We start from the raw sequence: 16291 nt of genomic DNA, 5'->3' as shown, positions 1-16291 counted from the left end.
TGAGCGCGGCGGTCCCGCCCCGCCCGTCACGCTACGTGGCCTCGGCAAACCGGTCCGCGCGAACCCCCGCTCAACCCCGGGGACGGACCAGCCCCGACTCGTACGCCAACACCACCGCCTGCACCCGGTCACGCAGCCCCAGCTTGGTCAGCACGTGCCCGACGTGGGTCTTGATGGTCGTCTCGCTCACCGACAACGCCCGGGCGATCTCCGCGTTGGACAGGCCCCGGGCGACCTGCACCAGCACCTCGCGTTCCCGCTCGGTCAACGACGCCAGCGTCCTCGACGGCGTGTGCGACGGGTCGGGCAGCAGGTCCGCGAAACGGTCCAGCAGTCGCCGCAGGATCCGCGGGGCCACCACCGCCTCACCCACCGCGACCGTGCGGATCGCGGTGACCAGGTCCTCGGCGGGCACGTCCTTGGCGAGGAAACCGCTGGCCCCGGCCCGCAGCGCGCCCACCACGTACTCGTCGAGGTCGAAGGTGGTCAGGATCAGCACCCGCACCGGCAGCCGCGCGTCGACGATGGCCCGGGTGGCGGCCACCCCGTCCATCCGGGGCATCCGGATGTCCATCAGCACCACGTCGGGCAGCAACCGCCGGGCCAGGTCGACCGCCTCGACGCCGTCGGCGGCCTCCGCGACGATGTCCAGGTCGTCCTCCGCGCCGAGCACCATCCGGAAGCCGGTACGCAGCAGCGGCTGGTCGTCGGCGAGCAGCACCCGCACCGGCCGTCCCGTGTCCTCGGTCAAGCTGTCCTCCTGCCGTGCCGGGCGCCCGGGCCGTCGTCGGCGGCGAGCTGGTCCATCGGAAGCGTCGCGCACACCTGGTAGCCCCCGCCGGGGCGGGGACCGGTGCGCAGGACCCCACCGTAGAGGCCGACCCGCTCCCGCATCCCGACCAGACCGTGTCCGATCCGGTCGGGTTCCCGACCGGGCCCGCGACCCGTGTCGGTCACCTCCACCACCAGCCACACCTCGCCGAACGTGAGCTTGACCTGCGCGGTCGCCGGACCGGCGTGCTTGAGCGCGTTGGTCAGCGCCTCCTGCACGATCCGGTAGACCGTCAACGTCACCCCGTCCTCCAGCACGCCGGGGTTGCCCTGCACGGTCAACGTCACCGGCAGACCCGCCTCCCGCACCTGGTCGACGAGCGTCTCGATGCCGGCCAGCCCCGGCTGCGGGGCCAGCTCGGCGGCCGGCTCGTCGGTACGCAGCACGTCCAGCAGCCGGCGCATCTCCCGCAGGGTCGCCCGGCTGGTGTCCTCGATGGTGCCGATCGCCTCGTCGGCGGCGTCCGGATCCCGCCGCAGCACCCGTCGGGCCCCGGTGGCCAGCACCCCCATCACGCTGACGTGGTGCGCCACCACGTCGTGCAGCTCCCGGGCGATGCGGCGGCGCTCGTCGGCGACCGCCTGCTCGGCCAGGGACCGCTGGTTCGTCTCGGCCACCCGGGCCCGCTCCCGCAGCGCCTCGGTGGAGGCGCGACGGGCCTGCACCGTCCGACCCACCGAGAACGACACCAGGGCGACCAGCAGGTTGTTGAGCACCGCGGCCAGCGGGGGGACCTCCAGCACGCTGCCGAGCGGGGCCACCAGGTTGAGCACCAGCACCGGCGTCCAGAGCACGACCGTCGCGACGATCGCCGGCCGTAACGGGCGGGCCGCCGCCATGGTGTACGTGAGCGCCACGAAGGTGAGGCTCTGCGTGGTGGGGGCGTAGTTGAGCACCGCCGGCAGCGCCAGGGTCGCCAACGCCGCGCCGACCGCCCACCACGGCACGACCCGGCGCACCGCCACCGGCGCGACGCACAGCACGCTCCACCCGATCGCCACCGGCAGTTGCCGGGGCCAGAACTCCCGGGGCGTGACCAGGGTGAACAGCACGTCCACCAGGAGCAGCCCGACCGCGACGAGAATGTCGGCGGCGAGCGGCCGGTGACGTAGCCAGGCTGGTGCCTCGATCACATCACGACGCTAACCGGCGTACCGGCGCGCCGGTCGTCGCCGGCGGTGAACCTCGGCTCATCCCTGCGGAGGAGACGGCGTCGTCCCCGGCCGCTGCCGTCCCCGACGGCGGTCGCCGCGCAGGCACGCGACCGGCCGGCCGGGCCGGCAGGTCACTCGTCGGCGCCGGGCGGAGCGGGCCGGGACCTGGCGTCGCGCAGCGGGTCGCCGACGCCCGCCTCCGGGAACGGCGGGGGAGTGCCGCCGAACGTCGGGCAGCGCGCCTGGTGGCTGCACCAGTCGCACAACCGGCTCGGCCGGGGGCGGAAGTCACGCCGCTCGGTGGCCTGCTCGATGGCCCGCCACAGCGCCACCACCGTCCGCTCGAACCGGGCCAGCTCCTCGGCGTCGGGGGTGTAGTCGCAGACCTCCGCGTCGCGCAGGTAGAGCAGCCGCAGCACCCGCGGCACCACCCCCCGGGTCCGCCACAGCACCAGCGCGTAGAACTTGAGCTGGAACAGCGCGCGGGCCTCGAACGCCTCGCGCGGCGCGCCACCGGTCTTGTAGTCGACCACCCGCAGCGCCCCGTCGGGGGCCACGTCGAGCCGGTCGAGGTAACCCCGGATCAGCAGCTCCTCGTCGACCACCGCGGAGATCAACGCCTCACGCTCGGCCGGCTCCAGCCGCCGTGGATCCTCGACGGTGAAGTAGCCCTCCAGCAGGCCGGCGGCGGAGCGGAGGAACTCCGCCCGGGCGGCCGGGTCGTCGTCGGCGAACAGACCGGCCAGCTCGGGCTGCTCGGTGACCAGCCGATCCCACTGCGGGGCGACCAGGTCACCGGCCGCCGCCGGGGTCCGGCCGACGGCCGGCAGATCGAACAGCCGCTCCAGCACGGCGTGCACCAGAGTGCCCCGGGCCTGCTCCACGCTGGGCCGCTCCGGCAACCGGTCGATGCTGCGGAAGCGGTAGAGCAGCGGGCAGGTCTTGAAGTCGGCCGCCCGGGACGGTGACAGCGACGCCCGCACCGTCGGCGGCGCCCCCGCTCCCACCGGCGGCTGGACCGTCGCCGGCGTCCGCGTCGCGGCCGTTTCCTGCTGGGTCGTCACCGGTTCCGCCGTCATGCCCCGAAGGTTAGGTCACCGGTGTGACACCGACGCCACCGCCGCACCGTGGGCGGGGCGCGGCGGCCCGACGCCACCCCGGCGATCGGCCACCCCGGTCGGGCTGGTCCGTCGGCCGCGCCGTACCGGTCCGTAGCATCGTCGCGGTGGAGCAGCACCCGTCAGCGTCCTCCCGCCCGGCCCGGCGCACCGGACTCGGCGTCGGCCGGGTGTTCGGGGTGCCGCTGCGCCTGAACCCGTCGATGGTCGTCGTCGCCCTGCTGGTCGCCGTCCTGTACGCGGTGTTCGCCCGTCGGCAGCTCGACCTGTCCCCGGTGGCCGGCCTCCTCGTCGGCCTCGGCTTCGTGGTGTCCCTGCTCGGCTCGGTGCTGCTGCACGAGCTCGGGCACGCGCTGACCGCCCGCCGCTACCGCATCGGTGTGCGGGGGATCACCCTGGAGCTGCTCGGCGGGTATACCGAGTTGGAACGCGACGCCCCCACCCCCCGCGCCGACCTGGTGATCTCGTTGGCCGGCCCGGCGGTGTCGGCGGCGCTCGGGGCCGCCGCCGTGGCCGCCACCCTCGCCCTGCCCGACCGGACGCTGCCGCACCAGCTCGCCTTCCAACTGGCGGTGAGCAACGTCGTCGTGGCCGTCTTCAACGTCCTGCCCGGCCTGCCGCTGGACGGCGGTCGGGCGCTGCGGGCCGCGATCTGGGCGGTCACCCGGGACCGGCACCTGGCCACCGAGATCGCCGGCTGGGTGGGCCGGGCGGTCGCGCTCGGCACCGCGGTCGCCGTCGTCCTGCTCACCCTGCAAGAGGTACTGCTGCCGCTGGCCCTGCCGGTGCTGCTGCTGGTCGCGGTCACCCTCTGGCGGGGCGCCGGCCGGTCGATCCGGGTCGCCCGGATGAGCCGCCGCTTCCCGCTGGTCGACCTGTCCCGGCTGGCCCGCCCGCTGTTCGGGGTGCCCAGCGGCACCCCGCTGGCCGAGGCGGACCGCCGCCGGGCCGGGCACGGCCCACCGGAGCCGACGCTGGCCGTCACCGACGCCGCCGGCCGTCCGGTCGCCGTGGTCGACCCGGCCCGGGTCGCCGCCGTGCCGGTCGCCCGGCGACCCTGGCTCGCCGTGGACGAGGTGGCCCGCCCGCTGGCCACGCTGCCGGTGCTGCCGGTCGGTCTGGACGGGGAACAGGTGGTCGACGCGGTGCAGACCCACCCGGGCGCACAGTACGTCGTGACGTCAGGCGAAGATGTGGTCGGCGTTCTGCACATCGCGGATCTGGCGCAGCTCCTGGAACCCAAACGGAAGATGAACACGTGACCGCACACCCCACCGCCCTCCCGGCCGAGAACGGCGTCCAGCCGACCGCCGAGCCACCGGCGTCGCCGCCCGTGCGCCGGGGGCCGTTCCGCCCCGGCGACCGGGTCCAGCTCACCGATCCCAAGGGGCGGATGCACACGGTCACCCTGGAGCCGGGCAAGGCGTTCCACACCCACCGGGGCATCCTCGACCACGACGCGCTCATCGGCCTGCCCGACGGCAGCGTGGTGACCACCTCCGGGGGCGGCACGGCCTTCCTCGCGCTGCGTCCGCTGCTCTCCGACTACGTGCTGTCGATGCCGCGCGGCGCACAGGTGATCTACCCGAAGGACGCCGCCCAGATCGTGGCGATGGGTGACATCTTCCCCGGCGCGAAGGTCCTGGAGGCCGGCGCCGGCTCCGGCGCGCTGAGCTGCTCCCTGCTGCGGGCCGTCGGCGTCGCGGGCGAGCTGCACTCCTACGAGGTCCGCGACGATTTCGCCCAGATCGCCCGGCGCAACGTCGAGGCGTTCTTCGCCGGCCCGCACCCGGCCTGGCGGCTGCGCGTCGGCGACGTCGCCGACTGCCCGGAGACCGGTTTCGACCGGATCATCCTGGACATGCTGGCTCCCTGGGAGATGCTCGACATGGTCGAGCGGGCGCTGGCGCCCGGCGGGGTGCTCATCGGGTACGTCGCCACCACCCCGCAGCTCTCCGAGCTGGTCGAGGCGCTGCGTGAACGCGGCGGCTGGACCGAGCCCCGCGCCTGGGAGTCGCTGGTGCGGGACTGGCACGCCGAGGGCCTGGCCGTCCGCCCCGACCACCGGATGATCGCGCACACCGCGTTCCTGGTCTCCGCCCGCAAGCTCGCCCCCGGCGTCACCGCGCCGCCCCGGCGGCGCAAACCCAGCAAGGGCACCGAGGCGTACGCGCAGCGGCGTCAACTGCTGCGCGAAGCCGAGTCGGCGCGACGGGCGGCCGACGGGGTGACCGGACCCGACGGGGTGACCGGACCCGACGGGGTGACCGGGGCCGGCGCGGCGGAGGCGGGCGCCCGGTGACCGTCGCGTCGGACGACCACGTCGAGCGGGGGGAGGCGGTGGCATGAGCCGACCGGAGATCGGCGGAGACGACCTGCCCGCGGTCTTCCCGGACTGGTCGCCGTACCGGGATCTGGAGTCGGCCGCCCGCGCCTACCTGCGTGACCCGGACGTGGCGCTGGAGGCGTTGGGCGGGGTGCTGGGCGGCGCGTCCGTGCTCGGGTTCACCCTGGAACGTTTCGTCAACGAGGTCAACGGGGTGTGGCAGGAGGTCGTGGTCTGCGACGGCCACCGGCTCGTCCTCTGGCACGGCGAGGACGTGCCGCCGGGGGAGGGTCCACCGGGTTCGATGACCTCGTCGCTGCGGGTGGTGCCGGTGTCGACGGTCACCGAGGTCGGCTGCCGTCGTCGTCTGAACCGGGCCGACAACGGTGGGATCCGGGTCGACAGCATCGACGTCTACCTGCTGTTGACCTCGCTGGACGAGGCCCCGGCCGGCGACGATGCGGCCGGCGCGCCACGGCACGACGCGCTGCGCTTCGGCAAGACCCTGGACGACGGCGGCGCGGGGCAGGTCGCCCGACTGGAGGAGTTCGCCCGACTCGTCGCGTCGGTGGTCGGCCGCCCGGTGACGTGAGCCCGCACGCTGCGCCGCTGTTCCCAGCATTCGTTCCGAGCCTCTGCGCGGAGCCGTCGAGCGGGCGCGTCGGGAGCGCTGGGTGCCGGGCCGACGCTGTCGAGCTGCCCCGTCCGTGCGCCCACATCGCGACGCTGATCCCGGTTCCGCCCCCGCCTGGTCGCTCTCACCGGTCGGCCTCTGCCTGGTCGGCCCGCACCGGTCGGACCCGCCGGTTGTCGTCAGCCCGGCCGGACGCCGTCGGTGTCGTCAGCCCGGCCGCTGCCGCTTTTCGTCAGCCACTGCCGGTCGTTGTCAGGCGCCACTGGGGGTCGCTGCCCCTTCGACCGCCGGCCGTCTGGCAGCCGCATGGTCGGTCGCCGCCTCGTGGGCGCACATCCGGGGCAGCTCGACAGCGCGCCGGACGCACACCCTGCCCGGCGGGTGAGCCCGCGAAACCGACCGGGACGCAGGCGCGCGACCGACCGGGACAGGTCCGCGAGATCGTCTCGGGCGGCCGGTGAGACCGGCCGGGCTCAGTCCTCGGCGTCCGGGCCGGCCACCTCGACGCCGTCACCGCGGACGACGTGGATGCACTCGCCGGGGCACTCCTTCGCCGAGTCGATCACCTCGAGCCGCAGGTGGGCGGGGACGGCCACCCGGGCGCCCGGATCCTGCCGCAGCTCGCCGTCGTCGCCCTTGACGTACGCGAGGCCGTCGACGTCGAACTCGAAGACCTCCGGCGCGTACTGCACGCAGAGCCCGTCGCCCGTGCAGAGATCCTGATCCACCCAGACCTGCAACTGGTCCGTCATGACCTCCGTCACCGGTGCACCCCACCTTCTCCCGTACCTGCCCCCCGACGGTACCCGAAGGGACCGGACGACCCGGTCGCCGTCCCGGCGATCAAGGTTCAGGGCGTTGCGTGGGACCGAATCGGGCTCATAGCGGCTAGTGTTAGGGCAGAACGTTCAAGCCCCCCGGGGAGGTGGGACGTGGCACGCAGCGACGACGCGGATTCGCGCGCCGCACGGTGGGAGAAGGAGGCCCACGATCTCTCCACGCAGGTCGCGTTTCTCCAAGAGGAACTCGCTCTGGTGCGGCGCAAGTTGACCGAGAGCCCCCGACACGTCCGGCAGCTCGAAGAGCGCCTGGCGGCCACCCAGGCACAGTTGGCGCGGCTGACCGAGAACAACGAACGGCTCGTGAGCACCCTCAAAGAGGCTCGTGCGCAGATCGTGACGCTCAAGGAGGAGATCGACCGCCTGGCACAGCCGCCAAGCGGTTACGGCGTCTTCCTGGCCCGGCACGACGACGGCACGGTCGACATCTTCACCGGGGGCCGCAAGCTCCGGGTGGCCGTCTCCCCCTCGCTGGACGCCAGCGCGCTCCAGCGCGGCCAGGAGGTCCTGCTCAACGACGCGTTGAACATCGTCGACGCGTTCGGTTACGAGCGGGTCGGCGAGGTGGTGATGCTCAAGGAGGTGCTGGCGGGCCCCGCCGGTGAGCCGGGTGACCGGGCGCTGGTGGTCTCGCACTCCGACGAGGAACGCATCGTGCACCTCGCGGAGACCCTGATCGGCTCGGCGATCCGGGCCGGCGACTCGCTCATGATCGAGCCCCGCTCGGCGTACGCGTACGAGCGGATCCCGAAGAGCGAGGTCGAGGAGCTGGTCCTGGAGGAGGTGCCCGACGTCGGCTACACCGACATCGGTGGTCTCCAGTCGCAGATCGAGCAGATCCGTGACGCGGTCGAGCTGCCGTTCCTGCACGCCGACCTGTTCCGTGAGCACCAGCTCCGGCCGCCGAAGGGCATCCTGCTGTACGGTCCGCCGGGCTGCGGCAAGACGCTGATCGCCAAGGCGGTGGCCAACTCGCTGGCCAAGAAGATCGCCGAGCGGGAGGGCAAGGAGAAGCACACCAGCTTCTTCCTCAACATCAAGGGCCCCGAGCTGCTCAACAAGTACGTCGGCGAGACCGAGCGGCACATCCGGCTGATCTTCCAGCGGGCGCGGGAGAAGGCCAGCGAGGGCACTCCGGTGATCGTGTTCTTCGACGAGATGGACTCGATCTTCCGGACCCGTGGCTCGGGTGTCTCCTCGGACGTGGAGAACACCATCGTCCCGCAGCTCCTCAGCGAGATCGACGGCGTGGAGGGGCTGGAGAACGTCATCGTGATCGGCGCCTCCAACCGGGAGGACATGATCGACCCGGCCATCCTGCGACCCGGCCGGCTCGACGTGAAGATCAAGATCGAGCGTCCGGACGCCGAGGCGGCCAAGGACATCTTCTCCAAGTACATCCTCGCCGGCCTGCCGCTGCACGCCGACGACCTGGCCGAGCACGGCGGCGACCCCCAGGCCACCGTCGCGGCGATGATCGACGCGGTCGTGCTGCGGATGTACTCGGAGACCGAGGAGAACCGCTTCCTCGAGGTCACCTACGCCAACGGCGACAAGGAAGTCCTCTACTTCAAGGACTTCAACTCCGGCGCGATGATCCAGAACATCGTCGACCGGGGCAAGAAGATGGCCATCAAGGAGTTCCTCACCTCCGGGCGCAAGGGGCTGCGGCTCCAGCACCTCCTCGACGCCTGCGTCGACGAGTTCCGCGAGAACGAGGACCTGCCCAACACCACCAACCCCGACGACTGGGCCCGGATCTCCGGCAAGAAGGGCGAGCGGATCGTCTACATCCGCACCCTCGTCTCCGGCGGCAAGGGCACGGAGGCCGGTCGGTCCATCGAGACCGCCAGCAACACCGGCCAGTACCTCTAGCACCGACGACCGGAAGCCCGTGGCGTGACACGCCACGGGCTTCCGGTCGTTCCGGCCTGCGCCCGGGCGGGGCCGGTTTCGCCGTACCGGGCGTCCGCCATGCCCATTTCTTCCGTGACGACGACTACGCTCGACGTGACACCGGAGCACGTTGGGCGAGCGGAGCGGGCAGGTCGATGAGCGTACGACGGATCATGGGCACCGAGGTCGAGTACGGGATCTCCGTGCCCGGCCAGGCCGGAGCCAACCCGATGGTCACCTCGTCGCAGGTGGTCAACGCCTACGGCGCGCGGCCGGAGCTCAACCGGGGTGGCCGGGCGCGCTGGGACTACGAGGAGGAGTCACCGCTGCGCGACGCCCGGGGGTTCACCTACTCCGGGGCCGCGTACGACCCGGCCGAGGCGCTCGCCGACGAGGACCTGGGCCTGGCCAACGTCATACTCACCAACGGCGCGCGGTTGTACGTCGACCACGCCCACCCGGAGTACTCCACCCCCGAGGTGACCAATCCGCGTGACGTGGTCCGTTGGGACAAGGCGGGGGAGCGGGTGATGGCCGAGGCGGCCCGCCGGGCGGCCACCATCCCGGGCACCCACCCGATCCACCTCTACAAGAACAACACCGACAACAAGGGCGCCAGCTACGGCGCGCACGAGAACTATCTGATGCGCCGGCAGACGCCGTTCGCCGACATCGTGGCGTACCTCACGCCGTTCTTCGTGACCCGGCAGATCGTCTGCGGCGCCGGGCGGGTCGGCATCGGCCAGGACGGCGGCCAGAGCGGGTTCCAGATCTCCCAGCGGGCCGACTTCTTCGAGGTCGAGGTGGGGCTGGAGACGACGCTCAAGCGGCCCATCATCAACACCCGCGACGAGCCGCACGCCGACGCCGACAAGTACCGCCGCCTCCACGTGATCATCGGTGACGCCAACCTGTCGGAGATCTCCACGTACCTCAAGGTGGGCACCACCGCCCTGATCCTGACCATGATCGAGGAGAAGGCGCTCGGCCCGGACCTGGGCATCGCCGACCCGGTGGGCGAGTTGCGCACGGTCAGCCACGACCCGTCGCTGACCCACCGGATGCGACTGCGGGACGGCCGGCGGCTGACCGCCCTGGACGTGCAGTGGGCGTACTACGAGCGGGTCCGGTCGTTCGTGGAGGACCGGTACGGCGCCGACGCCGACGAGCAGACCCTCGACGTGCTGGACCGCTGGGAGGACGTGCTGGACCGGCTGGGCCGCGACGTGATGCTCTGCGCCGACGAGTTGGACTGGGTGGCCAAGCTGCGGCTGCTGGAGGGCTACCGGGAGCGGGAGAAGCTCGGTTGGGGCTCGCACAAGCTCCAACTCGTCGACCTCCAGTACTCCGACGTCCGGCCGGAGAAGGGCCTCTACCACCGGCTGGTGTCGCGGGGGTCGATGAAGACGCTGCTGACCGACGAGCAGACCCGGACGGCGATGACGGAGCCGCCGGAGGACACCCGGGCCTACTTCCGGGGCCGCTGTCTGGCCGATTTTCCCTCGGAGGTGGTCGCGGCGAGCTGGGACTCGGTCATCTTCGACGTCGGGCGTGAGTCGCTGGTGCGGGTGCCGATGATGGAGCCCGAGCGGGGGACCCGGCGACACGTCGGCGCGTTGTTCGACAGGTGCGAGAGCGCGAAGGACCTGCTGGAGACGTTGACCGGCGGCTGAGTCGTCCGCCTTCGGCGAAAGCGGGTCACGTGGCCGGTTTTCGTCGCTCCCGCGAGGTAAGTTTCTGGCAGGCGATCGTGGAGGAGGCACCCCATGGCTACCCGTGACAGCGGCGGTCAGTCCCAGTCGGGCAAGGCCCGGCAGGGCGAGGAGGTCGAGGACGTCACCACCGAGGCGAACCCGGAGGTCGCCGAGCGGCACGCCGAGATCACCGAGGACGTCGACGACCTGCTCGACGAGATCGACTCCGTCCTGGAAGAGAACGCCGAAGAATTTGTGCGGGGTTACGTACAAAAAGGAGGTCAGTGATTATTCCGGACTAAATCGGACATGGGATTGTCTTTGGATGATCGGAACGGCCGACGCCGCTGTCGTGACTGCGGGGAATGGAAGCCGCTGGATGACTTCTGCGCCAGCAGCAAGCGTCCCAGCGGGCGTGGTAGCTACTGCAAACCGTGCTTCAACCAACGCTCGAAGGCCAGCTATGCGAAACGGGCGAAGGAGAAGCACGGTCGGGAGGTGGCGACCCGGCGTGTCCTTCCTGAGGGGCACAGGTTCTGCGCTGACTGTGGCATCGTCAAGCCGTTGACGGATTTTCCTCGTAACCGCTCCGACAGTTCGGGATACGCGACGTACTGCAAGCCGTGTCACAACACCAGGACCCGTGAGGTCAGGGAGCGGCTCTACGGCGGTAGCCCGGAATATCACCTGCGGCGGCGGTACGGGATCGGTCAGCGGGAGTTCGACGAGCTCCTGGCCGAGCAGGGCGGCGTGTGCGCGATCTGCCGCGCCCCCGGGCCGCAACATGTGGACCACGATCATCGCACCGGGTGGGTGCGCGGGATACTCTGCTTCAACTGCAACGGTGGTCTTGGACAGTTCCGTGACGATCAGTCGCGGCTGGCCGGGGCGATCACGTACCTGAGAGGAACCACGTGGCAGCGGGTTTTGATCCATCCGGGCGTCTACCAGCTGAGTTCACCAACGCGGGGACGTCCTCCTTCACCCAGTTCCTGAGTCGGGTGGCTCCGGAGCTGATGCCCGGCCGGCGGCCGTTGCCGCCCGGCATGGCCGCCGACCTCGCGCCGCACGCGACGACCATCGTCGCCATCTCGGCCGCGGGTGGCGTGGTGATGGCCGGCGACCGGCGGGCCACCATGGGCAATCTGATCGCCCAGCGGGACATCGAGAAGGTGCACCCCGCCGACGCGTACTCGCTGGTCGGCATCGCCGGCACCGCCGGCATCGGCATCGAGCTGATGCGACTGTTCCAGGTGGAGCTGGAGCACTACGAGAAGATCGAGGGCGCGATGCTCTCGCTGGACGGCAAGGCCAACCGGCTGGCCGCGATGATCCGGGGCAACCTTGGCGCGGCCATGCAGGGCCTGGCCGTGATCCCGCTGTTCGCCGGCTTCGACCTGGCCGCGCCGGACCCGGCCACGGCTGGGCGGATCTTCAGCTTCGACGTCACCGGCGGCCCGTACGAGGAGACCGGCTACGAGGCGATCGGCTCGGGCTCGATCTTCGCCCGGTCGGCGATGAAGAAGCGGTACCGCGCCGGGCTCTCCGTCGACGAGGCGACCCGGTTGGCCGTCGAGGCGCTCTACGACGCCGCCGACGACGACACCGCCACCGGCGGCCCGGACCTCACCCGGCGGATCTACCCGGTGGTGATGACCGCGACGGCGGAGGGGACGCACCGGCTCACCGCCGAGGAGACCGCCGCGCTCGCCGAGCGCGTGGTCCAGGGCCGGATGGAGAATCCGGGCGGCTGACCCCGCTCCCCGTCACCAGCAACCAGCAGCCGTCAGCACAGCGCTCTAAGGAGAACCGCCGCCGTGGCCATGCAGTTCTACGCCTCGCCCGAACAGATCATGCGCGACCGCTCCGAGCTGGCCCGCAAGGGCATCGCCCGGGGCCGCAGCGCGGTGGTCCTGAGCTACTCGGGCGGGGTGCTCTTCGTCGCGGAGAACCTCTCCAGCGCCCTGCACAAGGTCAGCGAGATCTACGACCGGATCGGCTTCGCCGCGGTCGGCCGCTACAACGAGTTCGAGAACCTGCGGCGGGCCGGGGTGCGGATGGCCGACCTCAACGGGCTCAGCTACGACCGGCGGGACGTGACCGGCCGGGCGTTGGCGAACTGGTACGCGCAGCTCCTCGGCACGCTCTTCACCGAGCAGTCCAAGCCGTTCGAGGTGGAGCTGTGCGTGGCGCAGGTGGGGGCCACCGCGGAGCAGGACGAGCTGTACCGGTGCACCTACGACGGGTCGGTGACCGACGAGCCGGGCCGGATGGCGATGGGTGGGCAGGCCGAGGCGATCGCCGCGGTGCTCAAGACCGACCACCGGCCGGACATGTCGCTGGGCGGGGCGGTGAAGGTCGCGGTCAAGGCGTTGAGCAGCGTCGGCGGCGAGGGCGGCGTGGCCCGGACGATCGCCGCCGACCAGCTCGAGGTGGCGGTGCTGGACCGCACCCGGGTCGGGCGTACCTTCCGCCGGATCACCGGCGCGGCGTTGACTTCGTTGCTGGACGGCGGCGAGGAGCCCGCCCCGACGGCCCGTACGGAGACGGCGAAGCCGCCGGCTGCGCCGTCCGGCAAGCCGACCACCTCGGCCGGCTCCGCGGACCTGGAGGGGCAGGCCCCGGATACGCCCACCGAGGCGAGCACCGGCGAGACCCAGCCCTGACCTGATCCAGCGCGCAGACCGGACGGGCCCGCCCGTCCGGTCTGCGCGCTGCCGGCGCGGATGGTGGCCGTCCGGCGACCGACCGCGACAAGCCCCCCGTCGAGCGCTGCCCAATCCGGGCTCCGGGGGGCTAATGTCTCATCATGGAGCGGCGAATCTTCGGTATCGAGACCGAGTACGGCGTCACCTGCACCTACCGAGGGCAGCGGCGGCTCTCGCCCGACGAGGTCGCGCGTTACCTCTTCCGTCGGGTGGTGTCCTGGGGCCGGTCGAGCAACGTCTTCCTGCGCAACGGCGCCCGTCTCTACCTGGACGTCGGCTCGCACCCGGAGTACGCGACGCCGGAGTGCGACTCGGTGGTCGACCTGGTGGCGCACGACCGGGCGGGTGAGCGGATCCTGGAGGGGCTGCTGATCGACGCGGAGAAGCGGCTGCACGACGAGGGCATCGCGGGCGAGATCTACCTGTTCAAGAACAACACCGACTCGGCCGGCAACTCGTACGGCTGCCACGAGAACTACCTGGTCTCCCGGCACGGCGAGTTCGGCCGGCTGGCGGACGTGCTGATCCCCTTCCTGGTGACGCGGCAGTTGATCTGCGGCGCGGGAAAGGTGCTGCAGACGCCGCGCGGGGCGGTCTACTGCCTGTCGCAGCGGGCCGAGCACATCTGGGAGGGCGTCTCCTCGGCAACCACCCGCAGCCGGCCGATCATCAACACCCGCGACGAGCCGCACGCGGACGCCGAGCGGTACCGCCGACTGCACGTGATCGTCGGTGACTCCAACATGAACGAGGTCACCACGCTACTCAAGGTGGGCTCGGCGGACATCGTCCTGCGCATGATCGAGGCCGGCGTGGTGATGCGGGACCTCACCCTGGAGAATCCGATCCGGGCGATCCGGGAGGTGTCGCACGACATCACCGGTCGGCGGAAGGTGCGGCTGGCCTCCGGCAAGGAGATCAGCGCGCTGGAGATCCAGCAGGAGTACCTCGCCAAGGCGACCGAGTTCGTGGAGCGGCGGGGCGGCGACCAGACCGCCAAGCGGGTGGTGGAGCTGTGGGGTCGGGTGCTGGGCGCGGTGGAGAGCGGTGACCTGGGCCCGGTGTCCCGGGAGATCGACTGGGTGACCAAGCTCCGGCTGATCGAGCGTTATCAGCGCAAGCACGACCTGCCGCTGTCGCACCCGCGGGTGGCGCAGATGGATCTGGCGTACCACGACCTGCGGCGAGGTCGGGGCCTCTACGCGCTGCTGGAGCGGCGGGGCCAGGTCGACCGGGTGACCACCGACCCGGAGATCTTCGAGGCGAAGGAGACGCCGCCGCAGACCACCCGGGCCCGGCTGCGCGGCGAGTTCATCAAGCAGGCGCAGGAGAAGCGGCGGGACTTCACCGTCGACTGGGTGCACCTGAAGCTCAACGACCAGGCGCAGCGCACGGTGCTGTGCAAGGACCCGTTCCGGGCGTACGACGAGCGGGTGGAGCGGTTGATCGCGAGCATGTGACCGGGTCGCTCCGGTCGGGCCGTGGTCCGACCGGAGCGCCGGGTACGCTTGCCGGGCCATGGCCTACCCATCACCTCCCGATCCTGAGCGCCTGACCTGGGTCGAGCGCCGCCGGAACAAGATCCGTGACGAGATCGCGGCGAACCGTCGCGGGGAGTTCACCGTGCCGACCTGGGTGTTGGCGCTGGTGTTGGTGGTGCTGCTGGCCGCCTGGGCCGCCCTGGTCCTGCTGGCCTGACCGCGCGCCCGGACCGGCGTGGCGGGCGGCCCGTCCACCGTGTCGCTCCGTGCCGTGCCTGACCGGTCCGTGCCGTGCCGTGCCTGACCGGTCAGCGGCTGGCCGCCGCGCTGGTTGCCGTCGCGCAGGCCGTATGCCCACCGCCCTGCCGGGTCGGTCAGCGGACGAGTCGGGCGGCGTGCCGGCCGGCGGCGGCGGCGGCCAGGAAGTACGCGTGGTCGGCGTCCAGACCCCGTCCCATGGTGGACAGCGGCACGACGCTGGCCCGCAGCGCGGCGTCCAGCCCGGCGGTGTCGACCCGGACGATCCGGTGCCGGGCGGCCAGCTCCGCCGTCGCCGCGTCCACCTCGGCGGCCAGCGTCGGGTCGAGGCCGTCCGGGACGACCAGGTCCGCTGGGGCGAGCGCCACCCGCCCGTACGCGGTGAGGCTGTGGTGCGACACCCCCTGGTGCCGGGGGCGGGGGTCGGCGGCGGAGATCCGCAGGGAGCCGACCGGCTGCCCGCCGAGGGCGGCGACAGCGTTGACCGCCTCGCCGACGGCGACCCCGGAGAAGCCCCACCGGGTGCCGGTGCCCAGGTTTCCCGGCCCCTGGGCGACGACGGCGACGTCGGCGCGCAGCACCTGCCGGGCGGCGAGCAGCCCGGTGTGCAGGGTGCTGGCCTCCAGGTCACCGCCGAACGCCTGGCCGACGCTGATCGTGCCGGCCAGCCGCCCACGCAGCCCGGCCAGGGTGCGGGAGAACCAGGCGGGCAGCGCGCCACCGTCGGTGAGCAGGTAGGCGACCCGCAGGCCCGGTGCGTCGGTGTGTACGCCGGCCAGGATCGCCGGCAGCGCGGAGTGCAGGTCGGCGGTGACCACCGGCAGTCCGGCCAGGTCGTCGGCGTCGGCGAGCAGCGCGTGGTGCGGGGAGGCTTCCTCGTCCACGCCGAGCAGGATCGGTTGCAGCGGGGTGTAGCGGGCCTTGACCAGGTGCCCGGCGTCGCGGTTGCCGGCGTCGGCGGGCGGGTCCGGTGGGAGCCGGTCAGGCAGGGCGACGACCAGCGCGTACCCGCCGGTGCCGAGGCCCATCAGCAACGCGCCGGCGTTGAGCAGCACCCGGTCGCCGGGTTCGGGGTGGCCGACCAGCTCGGGGTAGGCCAGGGCGCGCATGGTCGCGCCGTCGGGCAGGGCGACGTCGAGCTCCGTCGCGCCGGGCCACTGCCGGCGCAGCGCCGTGACCGTTCCCGTCCGCCATCGCACCATGACCGGAAACGCTAGCGGTCGCCGCCGGGGCGGTGGCGCCCGGCCTCGTCGGTCGGGGTCGATGCCCGGGTCGCGGCGGCGTCGCCGTCGTCGCCGTCGCTGCCGGGGGCAGGGAGGACGGCGACGATCGGTCGGCGGGGTCCGTCCGG

At 72.2% G+C, this 16291-nt stretch carries 16 protein-coding genes; 11 read left to right on the top strand and 5 right to left on the bottom strand.

Annotated elements, in window-relative coordinates; all coding sequences use genetic code 11:
• Positions 1-70: 70 nt before the first annotated feature.
• The 3 genes from O7606_RS06975 to O7606_RS06965 all read right to left on the bottom strand — a co-directional run bounded on the left by O7606_RS06975 (position 71) and on the right by O7606_RS06965 (position 3065).
• Positions 71-751: a response regulator transcription factor gene (locus O7606_RS06975; RefSeq protein WP_281598245.1), complete on the bottom strand. Its 681-nt coding sequence runs from the start codon at positions 749-751 to the stop codon at positions 71-73.
• Positions 748-1965, bottom strand: a complete 1218-nt coding sequence (locus O7606_RS06970; protein ID WP_281598244.1) for a sensor histidine kinase — start codon at positions 1963-1965, stop codon at positions 748-750. The genes O7606_RS06975 and O7606_RS06970 overlap by 4 nt, the downstream gene beginning before the upstream one ends.
• Before the next feature lie 152 nt (positions 1966-2117).
• The gene (locus O7606_RS06965) at positions 2118-3065 is read right to left on the bottom strand and encodes a PD-(D/E)XK nuclease family protein (RefSeq protein ID WP_281598243.1); all 948 of its coding nucleotides are present in this window, start codon (positions 3063-3065) and stop codon (positions 2118-2120) included.
• A gap of 209 nt (positions 3066-3274) precedes the next feature.
• Here O7606_RS06965 and O7606_RS06960 point away from each other — a divergent pair, with 209 nt between their 5' ends.
• From O7606_RS06960 to O7606_RS06950, 3 genes are all read left to right on the top strand, one after another.
• Positions 3275-4366 (top strand): site-2 protease family protein, encoded by a 1092-nt coding sequence (locus O7606_RS06960; protein WP_281599529.1) that lies wholly within the window; start codon positions 3275-3277, stop codon positions 4364-4366.
• Between the two features lie 71 nt (positions 4367-4437).
• Positions 4438-5406, top strand: coding sequence for a tRNA (adenine-N1)-methyltransferase (locus O7606_RS06955; RefSeq protein WP_281599527.1), 969 nt, complete (start codon positions 4438-4440; stop codon positions 5404-5406).
• 43 nt (positions 5407-5449) lie between these two features.
• Positions 5450-6022 carry a hypothetical protein gene (locus O7606_RS06950; protein ID WP_281598242.1) on the top strand — a complete coding sequence of 191 codons (573 nt, stop codon included), beginning with the start codon at positions 5450-5452 and terminating at the stop codon, positions 6020-6022.
• 515 nt (positions 6023-6537) lie between these two features.
• On the opposite strand, the gene O7606_RS06945 is transcribed toward O7606_RS06950, so the two are convergent.
• A complete protein-coding gene (locus O7606_RS06945; RefSeq protein ID WP_281598241.1) occupies positions 6538-6828 on the bottom strand; it encodes a ferredoxin in 291 nt (96 codons plus the stop codon).
• 168 nt (positions 6829-6996) lie between these two features.
• On the opposite strand from O7606_RS06945, the gene arc reads away from it, so the two are divergent.
• From arc to O7606_RS06905, 8 genes are all read left to right on the top strand, one after another.
• Entirely contained in the window at positions 6997-8778 is a 1782-nt protein-coding gene (gene arc / locus O7606_RS06940; RefSeq protein WP_281598240.1) for a proteasome ATPase, read from the top strand.
• A 176-nt stretch (positions 8779-8954) separates the two neighbouring features.
• The gene (gene dop, locus O7606_RS06935; protein WP_348651136.1) at positions 8955-10472 is read left to right on the top strand and encodes a depupylase/deamidase Dop; all 1518 of its coding nucleotides are present in this window, start codon (positions 8955-8957) and stop codon (positions 10470-10472) included.
• Between the two features lie 93 nt (positions 10473-10565).
• Positions 10566-10781, top strand: coding sequence for a ubiquitin-like protein Pup (locus tag O7606_RS06930; RefSeq protein ID WP_281598239.1), 216 nt, complete (start codon positions 10566-10568; stop codon positions 10779-10781).
• A 21-nt stretch (positions 10782-10802) separates the two neighbouring features.
• The gene (locus O7606_RS06925) at positions 10803-11489 is read left to right on the top strand and encodes an endonuclease VII domain-containing protein (protein WP_281598238.1); all 687 of its coding nucleotides are present in this window, start codon (positions 10803-10805) and stop codon (positions 11487-11489) included.
• Complete coding sequence (gene prcB, locus O7606_RS06920) at positions 11408-12247, top strand: proteasome subunit beta (protein ID WP_281598237.1); 840 nt, start codon at positions 11408-11410, stop codon at positions 12245-12247. The genes O7606_RS06925 and prcB overlap by 82 nt, the downstream gene beginning before the upstream one ends.
• Positions 12248-12310: 63 nt before the next feature.
• Complete coding sequence (gene prcA / locus O7606_RS06915) at positions 12311-13159, top strand: proteasome subunit alpha (protein WP_281598236.1); 849 nt, start codon at positions 12311-12313, stop codon at positions 13157-13159.
• 143 nt (positions 13160-13302) lie between these two features.
• Positions 13303-14661, top strand: coding sequence for a Pup--protein ligase (pafA, locus tag O7606_RS06910; RefSeq protein WP_281598235.1), 1359 nt, complete (start codon positions 13303-13305; stop codon positions 14659-14661).
• A gap of 58 nt (positions 14662-14719) precedes the next feature.
• On the top strand, positions 14720-14899 hold the full coding sequence (locus tag O7606_RS06905) for a hypothetical protein (RefSeq protein ID WP_281598234.1): 180 nt from the start codon (positions 14720-14722) through the stop codon (positions 14897-14899).
• 157 nt (positions 14900-15056) lie between these two features.
• Here the strand turns inward: O7606_RS06905 and O7606_RS06900 are convergent, their stop codons facing one another.
• The gene (locus tag O7606_RS06900; RefSeq protein WP_281598233.1) at positions 15057-16142 is read right to left on the bottom strand and encodes a DUF3866 family protein; all 1086 of its coding nucleotides are present in this window, start codon (positions 16140-16142) and stop codon (positions 15057-15059) included.
• Positions 16143-16291 lie beyond the last annotated feature (149 nt).

It is taken from the genome of Micromonospora sp. WMMD882 (assembly GCF_027497255.1).
Taxonomy (GTDB): Bacteria; Actinomycetota; Actinomycetes; order Mycobacteriales; family Micromonosporaceae; genus Micromonospora.
This window is presented reverse-complemented; position numbering and strand designations above follow the sequence as displayed.